The 19,587-nt window shown below is 69.7% G+C and carries 13 protein-coding genes and 1 tRNA gene; 12 read left to right on the forward strand and 2 right to left on the reverse strand.

The annotated features are described in order from the left end of the window. Positions 1-245: 245 nt before the first annotated feature. Positions 246-318 (forward strand) — tRNA-Thr (locus ABZ154_RS01315). Between the two features lie 73 nt (positions 319-391). Here the strand turns inward: ABZ154_RS01315 and ABZ154_RS01320 are convergent. Beyond that, on the reverse strand, positions 392-3,019 hold the full coding sequence (locus ABZ154_RS01320) for a SpoIIE family protein phosphatase (RefSeq protein ID WP_356827900.1): 2,628 nt from the start codon (positions 3,017-3,019) through the stop codon (positions 392-394). A 400-nt stretch (positions 3,020-3,419) separates the two neighbouring features. Here ABZ154_RS01320 and ABZ154_RS01325 point away from each other — a divergent pair, with 400 nt between their 5' ends. The 11 genes from ABZ154_RS01325 (at position 3,420) to ABZ154_RS01375 (ending at position 18,862) form a co-directional block, all read left to right on the forward strand. Continuing rightward, positions 3,420-8,852 carry a HAMP domain-containing protein gene (locus tag ABZ154_RS01325; protein WP_356827902.1) on the forward strand — a complete coding sequence of 1,811 codons (5,433 nt, stop codon included), beginning with the start codon at positions 3,420-3,422 and terminating at the stop codon, positions 8,850-8,852. A gap of 244 nt (positions 8,853-9,096) precedes the next feature. Further along, entirely contained in the window at positions 9,097-9,780 is a 684-nt protein-coding gene (locus ABZ154_RS01330) for a response regulator (protein ID WP_356827903.1), read from the forward strand. Positions 9,781-9,954: 174 nt separating this feature from the next. Beyond that, complete coding sequence (locus tag ABZ154_RS01335) at positions 9,955-12,795, forward strand: DNA translocase FtsK (RefSeq protein WP_356827905.1); 2,841 nt, start codon at positions 9,955-9,957, stop codon at positions 12,793-12,795. 304 nt (positions 12,796-13,099) lie between these two features. Continuing rightward, the gene (locus ABZ154_RS01340; RefSeq protein ID WP_356827907.1) at positions 13,100-13,903 is read left to right on the forward strand and encodes a RodZ domain-containing protein; all 804 of its coding nucleotides are present in this window, start codon (positions 13,100-13,102) and stop codon (positions 13,901-13,903) included. Positions 13,904-14,061: 158 nt separating this feature from the next. Further along, a complete protein-coding gene (gene rimO / locus ABZ154_RS01345; protein WP_356827909.1) occupies positions 14,062-15,543 on the forward strand; it encodes a 30S ribosomal protein S12 methylthiotransferase RimO in 1,482 nt (493 codons plus the stop codon). After that, positions 15,540-16,373, forward strand: coding sequence for a CDP-diacylglycerol--glycerol-3-phosphate 3-phosphatidyltransferase (gene pgsA / locus ABZ154_RS01350; RefSeq protein ID WP_356827911.1), 834 nt, complete (start codon positions 15,540-15,542; stop codon positions 16,371-16,373). Before rimO ends, pgsA begins: the two co-directional genes overlap by 4 nt. Beyond that, positions 16,370-16,879 carry a CinA family protein gene (locus ABZ154_RS01355; RefSeq protein WP_356827913.1) on the forward strand — a complete coding sequence of 170 codons (510 nt, stop codon included), beginning with the start codon at positions 16,370-16,372 and terminating at the stop codon, positions 16,877-16,879. The genes pgsA and ABZ154_RS01355 overlap by 4 nt, the downstream gene beginning before the upstream one ends. A 109-nt stretch (positions 16,880-16,988) precedes the next feature. Then, a complete protein-coding gene (locus tag ABZ154_RS01360) occupies positions 16,989-17,372 on the forward strand; it encodes a helix-turn-helix transcriptional regulator (protein ID WP_003965837.1) in 384 nt (127 codons plus the stop codon). 279 nt (positions 17,373-17,651) lie between these two features. Continuing rightward, positions 17,652-18,131, forward strand: coding sequence for a DNA starvation/stationary phase protection protein (locus ABZ154_RS01365; RefSeq protein ID WP_356827915.1), 480 nt, complete (start codon positions 17,652-17,654; stop codon positions 18,129-18,131). Positions 18,132-18,167: 36 nt separating this feature from the next. Further along, complete coding sequence (locus tag ABZ154_RS01370; protein ID WP_356828172.1) at positions 18,168-18,344, forward strand: CsbD family protein; 177 nt, start codon at positions 18,168-18,170, stop codon at positions 18,342-18,344. Positions 18,345-18,529: 185 nt separating this feature from the next. Beyond that, positions 18,530-18,862: a hypothetical protein gene (locus ABZ154_RS01375; RefSeq protein ID WP_356827917.1), complete on the forward strand. Its 333-nt coding sequence runs from the start codon at positions 18,530-18,532 to the stop codon at positions 18,860-18,862. On the opposite strand, the gene ABZ154_RS01380 is transcribed toward ABZ154_RS01375, so the two are convergent. Beyond that, entirely contained in the window at positions 18,810-19,583 is a 774-nt protein-coding gene (locus tag ABZ154_RS01380) for an SDR family NAD(P)-dependent oxidoreductase (protein ID WP_356827919.1), read from the reverse strand. The two genes, ABZ154_RS01375 and ABZ154_RS01380, sit on opposite strands and share 53 nt — an antisense overlap. Between the last annotated feature and the right edge of the window lie 4 nt (positions 19,584-19,587).

Here is a 19,587-nt window from a genome sequence, read left to right on the forward strand (position 1 = left end):
TGGTACTGCAGGGGGGACCCTGTGGGAGAGTAGGACGCCGCCGAACAATTTTTCCGGGAAAGCCCCGTGCCATTGGCACGGGGCTTTTCTGCGTTCCGGACCCGACGCGCTCGTCCCGGCACGGCTGAACGGTGCTGAGCTGTCGTCGGTCTGTCGCCGAGCAGGCCGGCAAACTCGTGGCGGCATCGATTATGAGCATGCCCGGATCCCGTGTATGGTTTACCTCGTTGCCACAGCGCAGCAAGGCCCCAATAGCTCAGTCGGTAGAGCGTCTCCATGGTAAGGAGAAGGTCTGCGGTTCGATTCCGCATTGGGGCTCAGAGAGAAAGCGAAAGGCCCCCGCCATTGGCGGGGGCCTTTCGCTTTGGTGCATTACCGCCGGCTGCCGGCCTCAGATGCGGGGCGGCTCCGGGACGCGCATTGCCAGGATGGCCATGTCGTCCGAGGCGGGCTCCGCGGCGAAGCGCTCCACGGCCCGCAGAATGCGTGCGGCGACCGCTCCGGCCGTCAGGCCCGTACAGGTCGACAGGACGTCCGCGAGGCCGTCGTCGCCGAGCATGCGGGTGCCCTCGCGGCGTTCGGTGACGCCGTCGGTGACGCAGAGGAGGACGTCGCCCGGGTCGAGGGTCGCCTCCTGCTCGTACAGCTCCAGGTCCTCCAGGACGCCGAGCAGGGGCTGCGGTTCGGCCGCTGACTCCACGGAGCCGTCCGGGCGCAGGCGCAGCGGCAGCGGGTGGCCGGCGCAGACGATCTTCAGGAGGGCGCTGCCGTCCTCCTGGGGCCACAGTTCGCCGTAGAGGAGGGTCAGGAAGCGGCTGCGGGCGCCCTCGTCGAGGATGGCCGCGTTGAGGCGCTCCAGGACCGCCGGGCCGGTGAAGCCCTCCTTGGCGAGCAGGCGCAGGGCGTGGCGGGCCAGGCCGGTGACGGCGGCCGCTTCCGGGCCCGTACCGCAGACGTCGCCGATGGCGAAGCCGTAGGCACCGTCGTGGATCGGGAAGACGTCGTAGAAGTCGCCGCCGACCTCGTTGCCCTCGCCCGCGGCGCGGTAGATGACCTCGATCTCGACGTTCGGGACGTCGGGGAGGCCTGGAGGCAGCAGGCTCCGCTGGAGGGACTGGCTGATCGCCATGCGCTCCGAGTACAGGCGCGCGTTGTCCAAGGCCAGGGCGGCTCTGCGGGAGAGGTCCTCGGCCAGTTCCAGGATCTCCTGGCGGAAGTGGTCGTCCGAAGGCTTCCCGAGCGTCAGCATGCCGATCACGCGGTTGCGGGCGACCAGCGGCAGGACCACCGTCTCACCGCCGACGGCCTGGGCCGTGGCGAGGATGGTGCGGGTGGCCGTGCTCATGCTCAGCGGCGCGTCGTGGTCCAGGCTGCGGGTGGAGGTGGACAGCGCCGCGCGGTGGCCGGCCTCGGACGGGGCGGCCCAGATGCGGGCGCCCGGCGTCGGGACCGGGTCGGGCGGGGCGATCCTGGAGAGCAGGGCCTTGAGGCCGTCGATGAGGTCCTCGTCCTCGTGGAGCACGTACGAGAGGTACGGGTCCGAGGACTGGTCCGCGATCGTGTAGACCGCGCACCAGGTGGCCAGGGTCGGGACCGTCATCTGGGCCATGAGCGCCAGCGTCTGGTCGCGGTCGAGCGTGCCGGCCAGCAGGTCGGAGGCCTCGACGAGGAAGGAGAGGGAGCCGCGGCGCAGCCGTTCCAGCTCGCCGAGGCGTGCGGACTCCACCGCCAGGGCGATGCGGTCGGCGGCGAACTGGAGGCGCAGGGCCTCCTCGTTCGAGTAGCGGCCGGGGGCCTCGGCGGCGACGCCCAGGGAGCCCGTGAGGCGGCCCTCGACCTTCAGCGGGACCGTGACGACCGAGCGCATCCCGGTGTCGGTGAGCAGGGGGACGGCGCCGGGGACTGCGGTCAGGTCCTCGTGGACCGCCGGCATCCGGGCGGAGCCGTACCGTCCGGTGCCGGCTTCGACGGGGACTCTCGCGAAGCGCTGGCGGGCCGAGGGGAGGCCCGTCGTGGCGCGGACCTCAAGCTCCGTCTCGTCGTCGGTGGCGAGGAGGAGGAACGCGGAATCCGCGTCGAGCATGTCGCGTGCCCGCTCCACCGTCCGCTGGAGCAGGCCGTCCAGGTCGTCGGGGGCGGGGGAGCCGATGAAGACCTCGAACGGGTCCGTGGAGCGGCTCTCGGACGAGGCGTCGGAGACCGGGGCACGGACCGGGGACTGCAGCACAGCGCGTTCGTAGTCGCGGACGAGGAGGCAGACCGTGGACGGTTCCCCCTCGGTGTCGCGGACCCGTAGGTGCGAGGCGTAGACGGGGGTGACCCGGCCGTCGGCGCAGCGGATCCCGTAGCTGCCCTCCCAGCGGGAGAGCTGGAGCGCGTCCGCGATGCCGGTGTTGGTGCCGGGGGTGTGCGGCCAGGCCACGAAGTCGGTGAGCTGCTTGCCGGACACCTGGTCCGCCGCGTGCCCGAAGAGGAAGGCCGCGTCGTCGTTCCACGCGGCGATCGAGCCGGAGTGGTCGATCTGGACGACGGCCACCCGTACGCGCTGGTCCGCCACGGGCAGCAGCGCGACGGGCAGGAGCGGTCCTGCGGAGCGGATGCCGACAGGACGCTCGGGGAGGTCCAGCTGGAACCAGACATGTTTGCGAGTGGGCGTGTACTCGACACCCCACCGGGAGGCCAGGGCGGCGCAGAGCAGCAGGCCGCGGCCGTTCTCGCGGTCCGGGGAGCCGAAGTCGAGCCCGTTGCTCTGGAGCGGGACCTCACGCTCCGGATAGTGGTCGGCGACCTCGACGCGTACGCCGTCCTCGGTGCGCAGGCAGAGCACGTCGGCCGCCGTCCCCGCGTGGACCACCGCGTTCGTGACGAGCTCGCTGGTGAGGACGACGGCGTCGTCGACGACATCGTTGTATCCCCACCCCTGGAGGGTGTCCCGGACAAAGGCGCGGGCGGTCGCGACCGAGCGCCCGACCGGTTCGAAGGTGGCGGCCGCGCGCGCGGTGATCACAGCACTCCCCATATGGTGTCTCGTCGCTTCCCCGAGTCCTGTGCCCGTTTCTTGCCGCTTCGATTCGCTTGCCAGGCTAGACGTTCGGCAAGGGTGCCGGGTACACGAGGGCCGAGATCGGGACAGGACGCCGCAGGAGTTGTGCGCGGGCGCACGAGTATGTCTCCCGGTGGGAGTGACGGGGTGCGAGCGGGGGAGGTTGCCCGCCGACCTGTTCCGGCCTGGTACGTTGCAACGATTTGACGTCCGCCCGCTCACCCGTTGACGGTGTGCTGTGGCGGTGAGCCAAAGTGGAACTGGGCAAGCTATCCGGATAGGCCCGAGCGAAACGGCCAACCCCTGCGGGAGGGACACGGTGGAGTCTGGCGTGGCGGCGCGGGGTTCAGAAACGCGTACAAAAGGCGGGCAGTCCGTGAAAAAGCAGCGCAATGGCACCGTCGAAGTGGACGCGGCAGCTCTGAACAGGCTGCTGGCGGGACTCGTGGCGATGCGCGACGGCAATTTCCGCAGGCGGCTCACCGTCTCCGGCGACGGCGTGATGACGGAGATCGCGGCGGTCTTCAACGAGGTCGCCGACCGCAATCTCCACCTCACGGGTGAGCTGGCGCGGGTACGGCGTGTGGTCGGGCGTGAGGGCAAGCTGACGGAGCGGCTGGAGACGGGGGCCTGCGAGGGCTCCTGGGCGGCGGCGATCGATGCGTCCAACGAGCTCGTCGACGATCTCGCGCGACCGGTCTCCGAGGTGGGCCGGGTGCTGTCGGCGGTCGCCGACGGTGACTTGGAGCAGCGGATGGAGCTGCGGTCGCACACGACGGACGAGACGGTACGCCCGCTGCGCGGCGAGTTCCTGAAGGTCGCCCGTACGGTCAACAACCTCGTCGACCAGCTCTCGGTCTTCACCGAACAGGTGACCCGCGTCGCCGTCGAGGTCGGTACCGAGGGCAAGCTCGGCGGGCAGGCCCAGGTGCGCGGGATGTCCGGGTCCTGGAAGGATTTGACGGACTCCGTCAACACCATGGCGTACCGGCTGACCGCCCAGGTGCGTGACATCGCGTTGGTGACGACGGCGGTCGCCAAGGGTGATCTGTCGCGGAAGGTCACCGTCCATGTGGCCGGCGAGATGCTCCAGCTGAAGAACACCGTCAACACGATGGTCGACCAGCTGTCCTCGTTCTCCTCCGAGGTGACGCGCGTCGCCCGTGAGGTGGGTACGGAGGGTGAGCTCGGCGGTCAGGCGACCGTGCCGGGTGTGGCCGGGGTCTGGAAGGACCTCACCGACTCCGTCAACACGATGGCGGGCAACCTCACCTCCCAGGTGCGGGGTATCGCGGAGGTGACGACGGCGGTCGCCAGCGGTGACCTGACGCAGAAGGTCACGGTGAGCGCGCGCGGCGAGGTCGCCCAGCTCGCCGAGACGATCAACCAGATGACCGAGACGCTGCGCACCTTCGCGGACGAAGTGACACGTGTGGCGAGCGAGGTCGGTGGCGAGGGGCTCCTCGGTGGCCAGGCGCAGGTGCCGGGCGCCGCGGGGACGTGGAAGGACCTCACCGACTCGGTGAACACGGTCTTCCGTAATCTGACGACCCAGGTGCGCGACATCGCCCAGGTGACCACGGCTGTGGCCAGCGGCGACATGTCGCAGAAGGTCACGGTCGACGTGGCCGGGGAAATGTTGGAGCTGAAGAACACCGTCAACACGATGGTGGACCAGCTCCAGTCGTTCGGTTCCGAGGTGACCCGGGTCGCCCGGGAGGTCGGCGTCGAGGGCCGGCTCGGCGGTCAGGCCGAGGTGCCGGGCGCCGCGGGGACGTGGAAGGACCTCACCGACTCGGTGAACACCGCCTTCCGTAACCTGACCGGCCAGGTCCGGGACATCGCCCAGGTGACGACGGCGGTCGCCAACGGTGACCTGTCGCAGAAGGTCACCGTGGACGTGGCCGGGGAGATGCTGGAGCTGAAGAACACCGTCAACACGATGGTGGCCCAGCTGTCCAGCTTCGCCGACCAGGTGACGCGGATGGCCCGGGACGTGGGCACCGAGGGCCGCCTCGGCGGTCAGGCACGGGTGGACGGCGTCTCTGGCACGTGGAAGGAGCTCACGGACTCCGTCAACTTCATGGCCGGAAACCTCACCTCCCAGGTGAGGCAGATCGCCCAGGTGACGACAGCGGTGGCGCGAGGTGACCTGTCGCAGAAGATCGACGTGGACGCCCGGGGCGAGATCCTGGAGCTCAAGAACACGATCAACACGATGGTCGACCAGCTCTCGGCCTTCGCCGACCAGGTGACCCGCGTCGCCCGCGAGGTGGGTACGGACGGGCGGCTCGGCGGTCAGGCGCAGGTGCCCGGTGTGGCCGGGGTGTGGCGCGATCTCACCGATTCGGTGAATGGCATGGCGGGGAACCTCACCGCTCAGGTCCGCAACATCGCGCAGGTCGCCACGGCGGTGGCGCGAGGTGACCTGTCGCAGAAGATCGACGTGGACGCCCGGGGCGAGATCCTGGAGCTCAAGAACACCCTCAACACGATGGTGGACCAGCTGTCCAACTTCGCCGAGCAGGTGACGCGGGTCGCCCGCGAGGTGGGTACGGAGGGCATCCTCGGAGGACAGGCCGAGGTGCAGGGCGTGTCCGGTACGTGGAAGGACCTCACCCACTCCGTCAACGGCATGGCGAACAACCTCACCCTCCAGGTCCGCAACATCGCCGAGGTCACCACGGCGGTCGCCAAGGGCGATCTCTCGAAGAAGATCACCGTCGACGCCAAGGGCGAGATCCTCGAACTGGTCACGACCGTCAACACGATGGTCGACCAGCTGCTCAACTTCGCGGACGAGGTCACGCGAGTGGCCCGCGAGGTGGGAACCGAGGGCATCCTCGGCGGTCAGGCACGGGTGCGCGGGGCGACCGGCATCTGGAAGGACCTCAGCGACAACGTCAACCTGATGGCCAACAACCTGACCAGCCAGGTGCGGAACATCTCCCGGGTCTCCTCCGCGGTCGCCAACGGCGACCTGACGAAGAAGGTCACCGTTGAGGCGCGCGGCGAGGTCGCGGAGCTGGCCGACACCGTCAACACCATGGTGACGACGCTGTCCTCGTTCGCGGACGAGGTCACGCGTGTGGCCCGTGAGGTGGGTACGGAAGGTGAGCTCGGCGGCCAGGCCCGGGTGCCGGGAGTCTCGGGGACGTGGAAGGACCTCACCGAGTCCGTGAACTCGATGGCCTCCAACCTGACCGGCCAGGTGCGTCAGATCGCCACGGTCACCACAGCCATCGCCAAGGGCGACCTGACCAAGAAGATCGACATCGACGCCCGCGGTGAGATCCTGGAGCTGAAGAACACCATCAACACGATGGTCGACCAGCTCTCCTCGTTCGCCGATCAGGTCACCCGGGTCGCTCGCGAGGTGGGTACCGAAGGACAGCTGGGCGGTCAGGCGCGGGTCCGGGACGTCGACGGCACCTGGCGCGACCTCACCGAGTCGGTGAACGAGATGGCCGGGAACCTGACCCGCCAGGTGCGCGCCATCGCGGCCGTCGCCACGGCGGTGACCCGCGGCGATCTGAACCTGAAGATCGACGTGGACGCGGCCGGCGAGATCCAGGTCCTCCAGGACAACATCAACACGATGATCGCCAACCTGCGCGACACCACCCTCGCCAACAAGGAGCAGGACTGGCTGAAGGGCAACCTGGCCCGGATCTCCGGTCTGATGCAGGGCCGCCGCGATCTGGACGACGTGGCTTCGCTGATCATGAGCGAGCTGACGCCGGTGGTCTCGGCGCAGCACGGCGCGTTCTTCCTGGCCATGTCCCCGGGCGACTCGGACGAGGTGGGTCCGGACAACGCCGACGACAGCTCGTACGAGCTGCGCATGCGGGGGAGCTACGGCTACTCCGCGGGTTCGATGCCGACCTCGTTCCGGCCCGGTGAGACGCTCATCGGGACAGCGGCCGAGGAGAAGCGGACCATCCAGGTCGACAATGTGCCGCCGGGGTATCTGAAGATCTCCTCCGGTCTCGGCGAGGCGCCGCCCGCGCATGTGATCGTGCTGCCGGTCCTCTTCGAGGGCAAGGTGCTCGGCGTGATCGAACTGGCCTCGTTCCAGCCGTTCACACACATCCAGCGGGACTTCCTCAACCAGCTCGCCGAGATGATCGCGACGAGCGTCAACACGATCAGCGTCAACACCAAGACCGAGAAGCTCCTTGAGCAGTCCCAGGAGCTGACCGAGCAACTGCGCGACCGCTCGCAAGAGTTGGAGAACCGGCAGAAGGCCCTCCAGGCGTCCAACGCCGAACTGGAGGAGAAGGCCGAGCTGCTGGCCCAGCAGAACCGCGACATCGAGGTCAAGAACACCGAGATCGAGGAGGCGCGGCAGGTCCTGGAGGAGCGCGCCGAGCAGCTCGCCGTCTCGATGCGCTACAAGTCCGAGTTCCTGGCGAACATGTCGCACGAGCTGCGTACGCCGCTCAACTCGCTGCTGATCCTGGCCAAGTTGCTGGCGGACAACGCCGAGGGCAATCTGTCGCCGAAGCAGGTCGAGTTCGCCGAGACGATCCACGGGGCCGGTTCCGACCTGCTCCAGCTGATCAACGACATCCTCGATCTGTCGAAGGTCGAGGCGGGCAAGATGGACGTCAGCCCGACCCGGATCGCTCTGGTCCAACTGGTCGACTACGTGGAGGCGACCTTCCGCCCGCTCACCGCGGAAAAGGGTCTCGACTTCTCCGTACGGGTCTCGCCGGAGCTTCCGGCGACGCTGCACACCGACGAGCAGCGCCTCCTCCAGGTGCTGCGCAACCTGCTGTCCAACGCGGTGAAGTTCACCGACGGCGGGGCGGTGGAGCTGGTGATCCGGCCGGCCGGCGCCGATGTGCCGAACGCGATCCGGGAGCACCTGCTGGAGGCGGGCTCGCTGCGGGACGCGGACGCCGAGCTGATCGCCTTCTCGGTCACCGACACCGGGATCGGAATCGCCTCCAGCAAGATGCTGGTGATCTTCGAGGCGTTCAAGCAGGCGGACGGGACGACGAGCCGCAAGTACGGTGGCACGGGCCTCGGGCTCTCCATCAGCCGGGAGATCGCGCGGCTGCTCGGCGGCGAGATCCACGCGGCGAGCGAGCCGGGCCGGGGCTCCACCTTCACGCTGTACCTGCCGCTGCACCGCGCCGAACTGCCTCCCCAGGGCTACCCGCAGGTGGGTTCCGGTTCGACCGAGGGGCTGGGCGCGGGATCCGAGAACGGGCAGGCGTCGCAGGGCGGCGATTCCGCCCCGCTCGGGGACCCGGCCAACTCCGCCGGGACCTTCCGGCGGCGGCGCAAGGCCCTCGGGGACGCCGCCCGACGGCCCGCACTGCCCGCCGGGCGGCCTGCGGCCGAGAGTGCCCCGCAGGAGGAGTGGGTGCAGGGGAGCACGTCCGGGACGGAGGAGGCTGCGGAGCCTCGGCGGACGTTCCGGTTCCGCGGTGAGAAGGTGCTCATCGTCGACGACGACATCCGTAACGTGTTCGCGCTCACCAGCGTGCTGGAGCAGCACGGTCTCGCCGTGCTGTACGCGGAGAACGGCCGTGAGGGCATCGAAGTCCTGGAGCAGCACGACGATGTGACGGTCGTACTGATGGACATCATGATGCCCGAGATGGACGGGTACGCGACCACGACCGCGATCCGGCGGATGCCGCAGTTCGCCGGGCTGCCGATCGTCGCGCTCACCGCGAAGGCGATGAAGGGCGACCGGGAGAAGGCGATCGACTGCGGGGCTTCCGACTATGTGACGAAGCCGGTCGACCCTGATCATCTGCTTGCGGTGATGGAGCAGTGGATGCACGGAGAGTGATCGGCTGGTGCACGAATCAGCTTGAGTCGTTGACCAGCTGTGCGCGAACGGGTGTGAACGCCCTGCATCCGGGGAACCTTCTGGTCTCGCACCGCGTTTGCGGTATGTGCACAGTGACATCGCGGTGACAGGGTGTGGTGACGGGCGGGGTGCGGCTACCATGACCGGCACAAGGACGGACGGCGTAAGGGAGTCGTCCCCTGGGGCGGCACCCGGCGCATTTCCGGGGCGAGGAGGACGGGCCATGGTGCAGAAGGCCAAGATCCTCCTGGTCGATGACCGGCCGGAGAATCTGCTGGCGCTGGAGGCCATCCTCTCTGCGCTCGATCAGACACTGGTCCGGGCATCGTCAGGGGAGGAAGCGCTCAAAGCGCTGCTCACGGACGACTTCGCGGTCATTCTGCTGGACGTCCAGATGCCGGGCATGGACGGTTTCGAGACCGCCGCCCACATCAAGCGGCGGGAGCGGACGCGGGACATCCCGATCATCTTCCTCACCGCGATCAACCACGGCCCGCACCACACCTTCCGGGGATACGCGGCCGGCGCGGTGGACTACATCTCGAAGCCGTTCGACCCGTGGGTTCTGCGGGCAAAGGTTTCGGTCTTCGTCGAGCTGTACATGAAGAACTGCAAGCTCCGCGAGCAGGCCGCGCTCCTGCGGCTCCAGCTGGAGGGCGACGGCCACGCGGGCGGCCGGCACGAGAAGGAGCCCGCCGGTCTGCTGGCCGAACTCTCCGCGCGGCTCGCGGCGGTCGAGGAGCAGGCGGAAGCCCTTTCCAAGCAGCTCGACGACGAGTCCGCCGACGCCGCGGCCGTCGCCACGGCGGCCCATCTCGAACGCAAGCTGACCGGCCTGCGCCGCGCGCTCGACGCGCTGGAGCCGGGTACGGGCGGCGGCGCCGGGATCCTGCCCGCTCAGAACTAGGGCCTCGCAGCAGGAGAACCGAGGGCATTCGTGCGAATCGAGGGGCTTCGGGGCGTGTCCGGAGCGCTCCTCGCCCTGAGGGAGCGTCAGCTCCCGATCATCCAGAGGCGACACGGTCGGGTGAACCGGTAGGCGAACGTGTTCACGGGCGTCGACAACGGTAACCTCGGCACCATGGCCTCACGTACGTCCGGCAAGGGTTCCCAGGGCACGGCGGGCACCGCGAAGCGCGTCGGCCGTACTCCCGGGCCGGCGAAGAAAGCCGCGCCCGCCAGGAAGTCCGCCCCGAAGAAGGCGAGCGCGACCGCGAGGAAGGCGCCCGCGAAGAAAGCGGCGGCCAGGAGGCCCGCGCCCAAACCCGCACCGTCCCCCACCAACGGCATCTACCGGCTGGTGCGCGCCATCTGGCTCGGCACCGCCCACGGCGTCGGCGCGGTGTTCCGTTCCATAGGGCGCGGTGCGAAGGGACTTGACCCCGCCCACCGCAAGGACGGCCTCGCACTCCTGCTCCTCGGCCTCGCGCTGATCGTGGCCGCGGGCACCTGGTCCAACCTCCAAGGGCCGGTCGGCGACCTGGTGGAGATGCTGGTGACCGGGGCGTTCGGCCGGCTCGATCTGCTCGCGCCGATACTGCTCGGCGCCATGGCGGTTCGGCTGATCCTGTATCCGGAGCGGCCCGAGGCCAACGGCCGGATCGTCATCGGGCTCTCCGCCCTGGTCGTCGGCGTCCTCGGCCAGGTCCACATCGCCTGCGGGTCGCCGGGCCGCGAGGACGGCACCGAGGCGATGCAGGACGCGGGCGGGCTGGTGGGCTGGGCCGCGTCGAAGCCGCTGATCTTCATGATGGGCGAGGTCCTAGCCGTACCGCTGCTGGTGCTGCTCACCGTCTTCGGCCTTCTCGTCGTCACCGCGACCCCGGTCAACGCCATCCCGCGCCGGCTGCGGCAGCTCGGCGTCCGCCTCGGCATCGTGGAACCGGCGTACGAACCCGGCGAGCTGTACGAGGACGACGACGAGCGCTACGACGAGCAGTGGCGCGAGGCGCTGCCAGCCGGGACGCGGCGCGGCTCCGCGCGCCGGCAGGCCCCGGACGCCGACGACGCCGTGTACGACCACGACAGCGCCGAGGCCGAAGCGCTAACCAAGCGCAGGCGGCCCCGTCGGCCCGCCGCCCAGCCCGCGATGAACCGGCCCCTGGACGCGGTGGACGTCGCCGCGGCCGCGGCCGCCGCACTCGACGGGGCCGTGCTCAACGGCATGCCGCCCTCGCCGGTCGTCGCCGACCTGACCCAGGGCGTCTCGGTGGACCGGGAACGGGACCGTACCGGCTCCCCGCCCGTGCCCGGAGCCCGGGAGGCCGGACAGCACGGCGGCACGGGCAAGGACCGGGGCGCGGGCAAGGACTCGGGCGCGGGCAAGGCGGGGGCCGCCTCCGCCGCCGTGTCCGGTGACCCCGGCGGCGTACCCGATCTGACCAAGCCCGTACCCGAGCGGACCGGGGACCTGCCCGCCCGGGCCGAGCAGCTCCAGCTCTCCGGCGACATCACGTACTCGCTGCCCTCGCTCGACCTGCTGGAGCGCGGCGGGCCAGGCAAGACCCGCAGCGCCGCCAACGACGCCGTCGTCGCCTCGCTGACCAACGTCTTCACCGAGTTCAAGGTCGACGCCGTCGTCACCGGCTTCACCCGGGGCCCGACGGTCACCCGGTACGAGATCGAGCTCGGCCCCGCCGTGAAGGTCGAGAAGATCACGGCGCTCGCCAAGAACATCGCGTACGCCGTCGCCAGTCCAGACGTACGGATCATCTCGCCGATCCCGGGCAAGTCGGCCGTCGGCATCGAGATCCCCAACTCCGACCGGGAGATGGTCAACCTCGGCGACGTTCTGCGCCTGGCGGACGCGGCCGAGGACGACCACCCGATGCTCGTGGCGCTCGGCAAGAACGTCGAGGGCGGCTACGAGATGGCCAACCTGGCGAAGATGCCGCACGTCCTGGTCGCCGGTGCGACCGGCTCCGGTAAGTCCTCCTGCATCAACTGCCTGATCACCTCGGTCATGGTGCGGGCCACCCCGGAGGACGTCCGGATGGTCCTGGTCGACCCCAAGCGCGTCGAGCTCACCGCGTACGAGGGCATCCCGCACCTGATCACCCCGATCATCACCAACCCGAAGAAGGCGGCCGAGGCGCTCCAGTGGGTCGTGCGGGAGATGGATCTGCGCTACGACGACCTCGCCGCCTTCGGCTACCGGCACATCGACGACTTCAACCACGCCGTGCGCACCGGCAAGGCCAAGACGCCCGAGGGCAGCGAGCGGGAGCTGTCCCCGTACCCGTACCTCCTGGTGATCGTCGACGAGCTGGCCGACCTGATGATGGTCGCCCCGCGCGACGTCGAGGACTCCATCGTCCGCATCACCCAGCTGGCCCGGGCCGCCGGGATCCACCTGGTGCTTGCCACGCAGCGTCCCTCGGTCGACGTGGTGACCGGTCTGATCAAGGCGAACGTGCCCTCCCGGCTCGCCTTCGCCACCTCCTCCCTCGCCGACAGCCGGGTCATCCTCGACCAGCCCGGCGCCGAGAAGCTCATCGGCAAGGGCGACGGGCTGTTCCTCCCGATGGGCGCCAACAAGCCCACCCGTATGCAGGGCGCGTTCGTCACCGAGGACGAGGTCGCGGCTGTCGTCCAGCACTGCAAGGACCAGATGGCCCCGGTCTTCCGGGACGACGTCGTGGTCGGTACGAAGCAGAAGAAGGAGATCGACGAGGACATCGGCGACGACCTGGACCTGCTCTGCCAGGCAGCCGAGCTGGTCGTCTCCACCCAGTTCGGGTCGACCTCGATGCTCCAGCGCAAACTGCGGGTCGGCTTCGCGAAGGCGGGGAGGCTGATGGACCTGATGGAGTCCCGCGGCATCGTCGGCCCCAGTGAGGGGTCCAAGGCGCGCGACGTCATGGTGAAACCGGATGAGCTCGACGGGGTGTTGGCCGTCATCCGCGGGGAATCCGCTCCGTAGAGGTAATCCACCCGTAAAGGTTTCGTGGGCAACCGTTTCGTGCGGTCGTACGTCCAGTTGGAGGGAGGGGCGGACGATGCTCCTACCTTCCGCCCAGCCCGTTGTCCCCCCTGTTCGGCCCACTCCAGGTTGCCCAGTCCTCGATCGGGGCACGGTCCCGTCCCCGCTCCGCGCGCGGAGCGGCCCGCGGGGCCGTCCGGCGAACCCGATGGCGTACAAAGCCGTCCCTCCCGGTTGCCCCTCCCTTTCGTACCCCCCCTAGACTGAACATCCAGCAGGTGGCTCACGCTCGAAAGGCGCCCCCGTGTCCATCGGCAACTCCCCCGAAGACGACCGGCCTTCGATCGGTCGTGCCCTTCAGCAGGCTCGCATCACCGCAGGTCTGACGGTCGAGGAAGTCAGCAGCTCCACCCGGGTGCGCATCCCCATCGTGCACGCGATCGAGGAGGACGACTTCTCGCGCTGTGGCGGCGACGTCTACGCACGCGGCCACATCCGCAACATCGCCCGTGCCGTCGGTGTCGACCCGGAACCCCTGGTCGAGCGTTACGACGGCGACCACGGCGGCCGTCCCGCACCGACCCCCGCGGCTCCGCTGTTCGAAGCGGAACGCATCCGATCCGAACCGCGGCGGCCCAACTGGACCGCGGCCATGGTCGCGGCCATCGTGGCCGTGATCGGGTTCGTCGGCTTCACCCTCTTCAACGGCGGAGACGACAAGCCCTCGAACACCGCCCAGGTCGCGGAGGGCTCCAAGCCCGACAAGACCGCGGCCAAACCCACCACCACCAAGCCGGCCGATCCCAAGCCCGTGCCGTCCGAGAGTGCCATCGCCGCCGCCCCCCGGGACAAGGTGACGGTCAAGCTCGGCGTGAGCCGGGACGAGAGCTGGATCTCCGTCAAGGATCACAACGGCCGACTGCTCTTCGACGGGCTGCTGCTAGAAGGTGAGTCCAAGACCTTCCAGGACGAGGAGCGCATCGACCTCGTCCTCGGCAACGCCGGGGTGATGGAGCTCTTCGTGAACGGGAAGAAGCTCCAGGACCGTTTCGAGCCGGGTCAGGTCCAGCGGCTCACCTACACCAAGGGTGACCCCGAGGCCGGCTGACCCCGCGCTTTCCCACCCTGTCTACGGGCGTCCGGCCTCGTGCCGGGCGCCCGTCGGCGTCTCCCTCCGGTCTCGACGCTTGTTACTCCCCGTAGCAGGAGGGAGGCAGGCAACCCTGCACGGCGGGAGGACCGCCGGGACAAAGTAGTCTTGAGTCCATGCCCGAACGCCGTACCGTCGCCCTTGTCACTCTTGGCTGCGCCCGTAACGAGGTGGACTCGGAGGAGCTTGCAGGCCGCTTGGCAGCGGACGGCTGGGACCTCGTCGAGGATGCCTCCGACGCGGATGTCGCAGTCGTCAACACCTGTGGGTTCGTCGAAGCCGCCAAGAAGGACTCCGTCGACGCCCTGCTCGAAGCCAACGATCTCAAGGACCACGGCCGCACCCAGGCCGTCGTCGCCGTCGGCTGCATGGCCGAGCGCTACGGCAAGGACCTCGCCGAGGCCCTGCCGGAGGCGGACGGCGTCCTCGGATTCGACGACTACGCCGACATCTCCGACCGGCTGCAGACCATCCTCAACGGCGGCGTCCACGCCTCGCACACCCCGCGCGACCGCCGCAAGCTGCTCCCCATCAGTCCCGCCGAGCGGCAGGACGCCGCCGTGGCGCTGCCCGGGCACGCCCAGGAGGCACCTGCCCCGGCGCCTGAGGACCTTCCCGAGGGCGTAGCGCCGGTCTCCGGACCGCGGGCACCCCTGCGCCGACGGCTCGGCACCAGCCCCGTCGCCTCGGTGAAGCTCGCCTCCGGCTGCGACCGCCGCTGCTCCTTCTGCGCCATCCCCTCCTTCCGCGGCTCCTTCATCTCCCGCCGTCCCTCGGACGTGCTCCAGGAGACCCGCTGGCTGGCCGAGCAGGGCGTCAAGGAGGTCATGCTCGTCTCCGAGAACAACACCTCCTACGGCAAGGACCTCGGCGACATCCGCCTCCTGGAGACCCTGCTGCCCGAGCTGGCAGACGTGGACGGCATCGAGCGGATCCGGGTCAGCTACCTCCAGCCCGCCGAGATGCGCCCCGGCCTCATCGACGTCCTCACCTCGACGCCCAAGGTCGCGCCGTACTTCGACCTCTCCTTCCAGCACTCCGCGCCCGGCGTGCTGCGCGCGATGCGCCGCTTCGGCGACACCGACCGCTTCCTGGAGCTCCTGGACACCATCCGGATCAAGGCGCCCGAGGCCGGCGCCCGGTCCAACTTCATCGTCGGGTTCCCCGGCGAGACCGAGGCCGACCTCGCCGAGCTGGAGCGCTTCCTCACCGGTGCCCGGCTCGACGCCATCGGCGTCTTCGGGTACTCCGACGAGGAGGGCACCGAGGCGGTCGGCTACGAGAACAAGCTGGACGCCGACACGATCGCCGAGCGGCTCGCCCACATCTCGCAGCTGGCCGAGGAACTGACCTCGCAGCGGGCCGAGGAGCGCGTCGGCGAGACCCTCCAGGTGCTCGTGGAGTCCGTCGAGTCGGACGAGGACGGCGAGGTCGCGATCGGCCGGGCCGCGCACCAGGCCCCGGAAACGGACGGCCAGGTGGTCTTCACCACACGCGAGGGACTCGTGCCGGGCCGTATGGTCGAGGCAAAGGCAGTGGGCACCGAGGGCGTCGACCTGGTGGCCGAACACCACGAGCTTGCGGAGGCGGCCAGATGACGGGAGCCCCGGCATCCGCGGCAGGCGGTTCCGGCGCGAAGCCGGTCCGCGGCGGCAAGCTGGGCACTGCGGCCGTCAACCAGGCCAGCCTCTGGAACATCGCCAACATCCTGACCATGGTGCGGCTGCTGCTCGTCCCCGGATTCGTCCTCCTGCTGTTCCACGACGGCGGATACGACCCGGTCTGGCGCTCCTTCGCCTGGGCGGCCTTCGCCGTCGCGATGATCACCGATCTGTTCGACGGGCATCTGGCGCGGGCGTACGACCTGGTCACGGACTTCGGTAAGATCGCCGACCCGATCGCCGACAAGGCGATCATGGGAGCGGCCCTGGTCTCCCTCTCCGTTCTGGGCGACCTGCCGTGGTGGATCACCGGAGTGATCCTCGCGCGTGAGCTGGGCATCACGCTGATGCGGTTCTGGGTGATCCGGCATGCGGTGATCCCGGCCAGCAGAGGCGGCAAGCTGAAGACGCTTGCGCAGGGGACGGCGGCCGGGATGTACGTCCTCGTGCTCACCGGCCCGCTGGCGACCCTGCGCTTCTGGATGATGATGGTGGCCGTCGTGCTGACGGTCGTCACCGGCCTCGACTACGTACGCCAGGCCGTCGTCCTGCGCCGCAGGAGCCTCGCCGCGGAGCGCGCCGCCGTCGGCCGGACCGCGGAGGCGCTGAACGAGGCGGCCGGGTCTCCTGGGGCCGTTGTCGCGGACGCCGGTGCTGCCGGTGCGGCGGACGCCGGTGTTCCTGGGGCGGCCGTGCGGGTGTCCGGTGGTTCGACGCCTGCGGAGCCCGCCGTGCGTGCGCGTGACGGCGCGGAGGCCGAGCGGTGACAGCCGCTGCCCGGGTGCTGGAGCGGCTCGTGGAGCGCGGTGAGACGCTCGCCGTCGCCGAATCGCTGACGGGCGGCCTGGTGGCTGCCGAACTCACCTCCGTACCCGGCGCCTCCCGGTCCTTCCGCGGATCGGTGACGGCGTACGCCACGGTTCTCAAGGGCGAGGTCCTCGGCGTGGACCGGACCCTCCTGGCTGAGCACGGGGCGGTGGATCCCGAGGTCGCGCGGCAGATGGCGGCCGGGGTGCGCCGCGCTCTCGGCGCGGACTGGGGCCTCTCCACGACCGGTGTCGCCGGCCCGGAGCCGCAGGACGGGCAGCCCGTCGGGACGGTCTACGTGGCCGTCGCTGGACCTTCCGGCATCGAGAAAGTGTCCGCTCTGCGATTGAATGGTCCGAGGGCGGACATCCGTAGAGAGAGTGTACGAAGCGTCCTCGATCTACTGGCCGACGAACTCGGAGAGAATGCGCGGGCACAGGATACGGAACAGATCGGGGGGAATTGATGTTTGCAGCCCTGAGTGAACACGACATCGCTCCCCGCACGGCCGCAGCACAAGGCGGTACGGTAGGGCGTGAAGGATGCGGCTACGCGGTCCGAGGAGGGAGCCACCGATGATTCTGCTCCGTCGCCTGCTGGGTGACGTGCTGCGTCGGCAGCGCCAGCGCCAAGGCCGTACTCTGCGCGAAGTCTCCTCGTCCGCCCGGGTCTCGCTCGGTTATCTGTCCGAGGTGGAGCGGGGGCAGAAGGAGGCATCCTCCGAGCTGCTCTCCGCGATTTGCGACGCGCTTGACGTACGGATGTCCGAGCTCATGCGTGAAGTGAGCGACGAGCTCTCGCTCGCTGAGCTGGCCGAGTCGGCAGCTGCCAGTGATCCGGTCCCAGTACCGGTTCGTCCCATGCTCAATTCCGTCTCCGTGTCGTCGGTCGCAGGAGTGCCGTCGGGACGGGTGACCATCAAGGCGCCCGCGGAAGCGGTGGACGTCGTCGCCGCCTGATCCGCGCGCGGCACAGTGCTCGAACGGAGTCCCGGTCGGCCCCCACAGGGGTCGGCCGGGACTTTTGCGTGTGCGGCTTACGTGGGCGCTCCGAGCGCCCTTTCCGTGGATGCCTTTCGTGTGCGCCTTTCGTGTGTGAGGCGCGAGGGAGCGGGCAGACGGAGGTTGAGGCCAACATGACTGTTTTGTTTCTTTTGTGCCATCGTAAGTGGTGCGCCGAAACGGTCAGCGAAACGCCTGACGACGGTCAGCAGTACGCCTGACGGATGGGAGTTGTGCATGTCTGTGGTGAAGAGCCCACTGTCCGACAGCGATCTCAAGCTCGTCGGAGAAGCGCTGCAAGGCGCGCTGGTCGACCTGGTCGACCTGGTCGACCTCTCCCTCGTGGCGAAGCAGATCCACTGGAACGTGGTCGGCCCGCGCTTCCGGTCCGTGCACCTTCAGCTCGACGACGTGGTCGTCACGGCCCGGCAGCACTCCGACACGGTCGCCGAGCGAGCCTCCGCGATCGGGGTCAACCCGGACGGCCGCTCCGCGACCGTGGCCAAGGAGACCGCCATCCGGTCCGTCCCCGACGGCTGGATCAAGGACACCGACGCAGTGAAGGCGCTCGTGGACGCCCTGGGTGTGGTCATCGGGCGGATGCGGGAGCGCATCGACGTCACCGACGCGCCGGATCCCATCACCCAGGACATCCTGATCTCACTGACGGCAGACCTCGAAAAGCACGCCTGGATGTTCCAGGCCGAAAGTGCCTGAGCGGAAGGAACCGACATCGTGACTGGTGACAACGCCATGGACAAGCTCAAGGGCAAGGGCAAGGAGGCCGTAGGCAAGCTGACCGGCGACCGCCGCAAGGAGTCCGAGGGCAAGGCCGACCAGACCAAGGCCGCGGCCAAGGACAAGGTCGACGAGGCCGGCGACCGTGCGAAGGGCGTCACGGACTCGCTCCGCGACGACAACGACAGGTAGCCCCTCGCGGCCGCTGCTCCCTGAGCGCCGGACCCTTCCGGACGCCTGAGCAACCCGGGTGCCCCCGCCGATCTCCGGCGGGGGCACCCACGTGTGCGGGGAGCCGTCGGCCGTACGTTCTGGATGCAGGGGTGCCGCTGCCAGGGGAAACTGCCCGAAAGGGCGTCGGCCGCAGGAGGGCAGCGATGGTACGGCGACGGGTGCCGGCGCTGGTCCTCGGCGGGCTGTGGTGGTGGGCGGTGCTGCGGCTGGCGCTCCAGCCGGAGCAGGCCGGTGTGGTGGAGGGCGCGGTGGCGGCGGGCGGCTGGGGGCTGAGCCTGCTGCCGGTCCACGTGGCCTCGGTGGCGTCGGGGGCCCCGGGGGGTGCGGCGGAGGTGCCGGTCGAGCGCGCGGGGCCGGGGGAGCGGGTTTCACGGGGCGGGCCGCGGCGGCTTGCGGCGGCTCCTGGGCGGCTTGCGGCCGGGTTCACCAGGGCATGGCGACGCCGCCGTTCGGGCGGAGGATCTGGCCGGTGGTGAAGGCCGACGCGTCGGACGCCAGGTGCAGGACGGTGTGGGCGACATCCTGCGGTTCGCCGACCCGGCCCAGGGGAGAGATCCGGGCCATCGTGGCCTCCGCCCGTTGCTGCTGTCCGGCTCCGTGCCGATCGGTCATCGGCGTACGGATCCAGCCCGGGGCCACCGCGTTCACCCGTATGGCGTGGGGGCCCAGCTCGGTGGCGAGCGTCTTGGTGAGCTGGACCACGGCCGCCTTCGCCGCGCTGTAGCAGAGCAGGCCCGCGCTCGCGGAGTCCACGGCGCCGGACGCCATCGTGATCAGAGAACCGGGCGCGGAGCGGGCGATCATGGAGCGGGCCACCTCCTGGCAGGCGTACAGCACCCCCTTGAAGTTGACGGCCAGTACCCGGTCCAGATCGTCGTCCTCCGTCTCCAGGACGCTGCTGGTGTGCATGATCCCGGCCACGGCGACCAGGACGTCGAGCTCGCCCGCCGCCCGGACGGCCGCGTGGACCCTGTCCCGGTCGGTGACGTCGAGGGGGTGGGTGCGGGCCGTGCCGCCCGCGCTCGTGATCACCTCGTACGTTCGGCGCAGGCCCGTCTCGTCGCGGTCGGCGCAGTGGACCGTGGCTCCGGCCTCGGCCAGCAGTACGGCGCTCGCCCGGCCGATGCCGCTGGCGGCCCCGGTGACGAATGCGGAGCGGCCCGTGAGGTCGTACGCGTCGTACGCGGAGAGGGGCATGAGG

Origin of the sequence: Streptomyces sp. NPDC006261 (assembly GCF_040613515.1) — a bacterium.
Classification (GTDB): domain Bacteria; phylum Actinomycetota; class Actinomycetes; order Streptomycetales; family Streptomycetaceae; genus Streptomyces.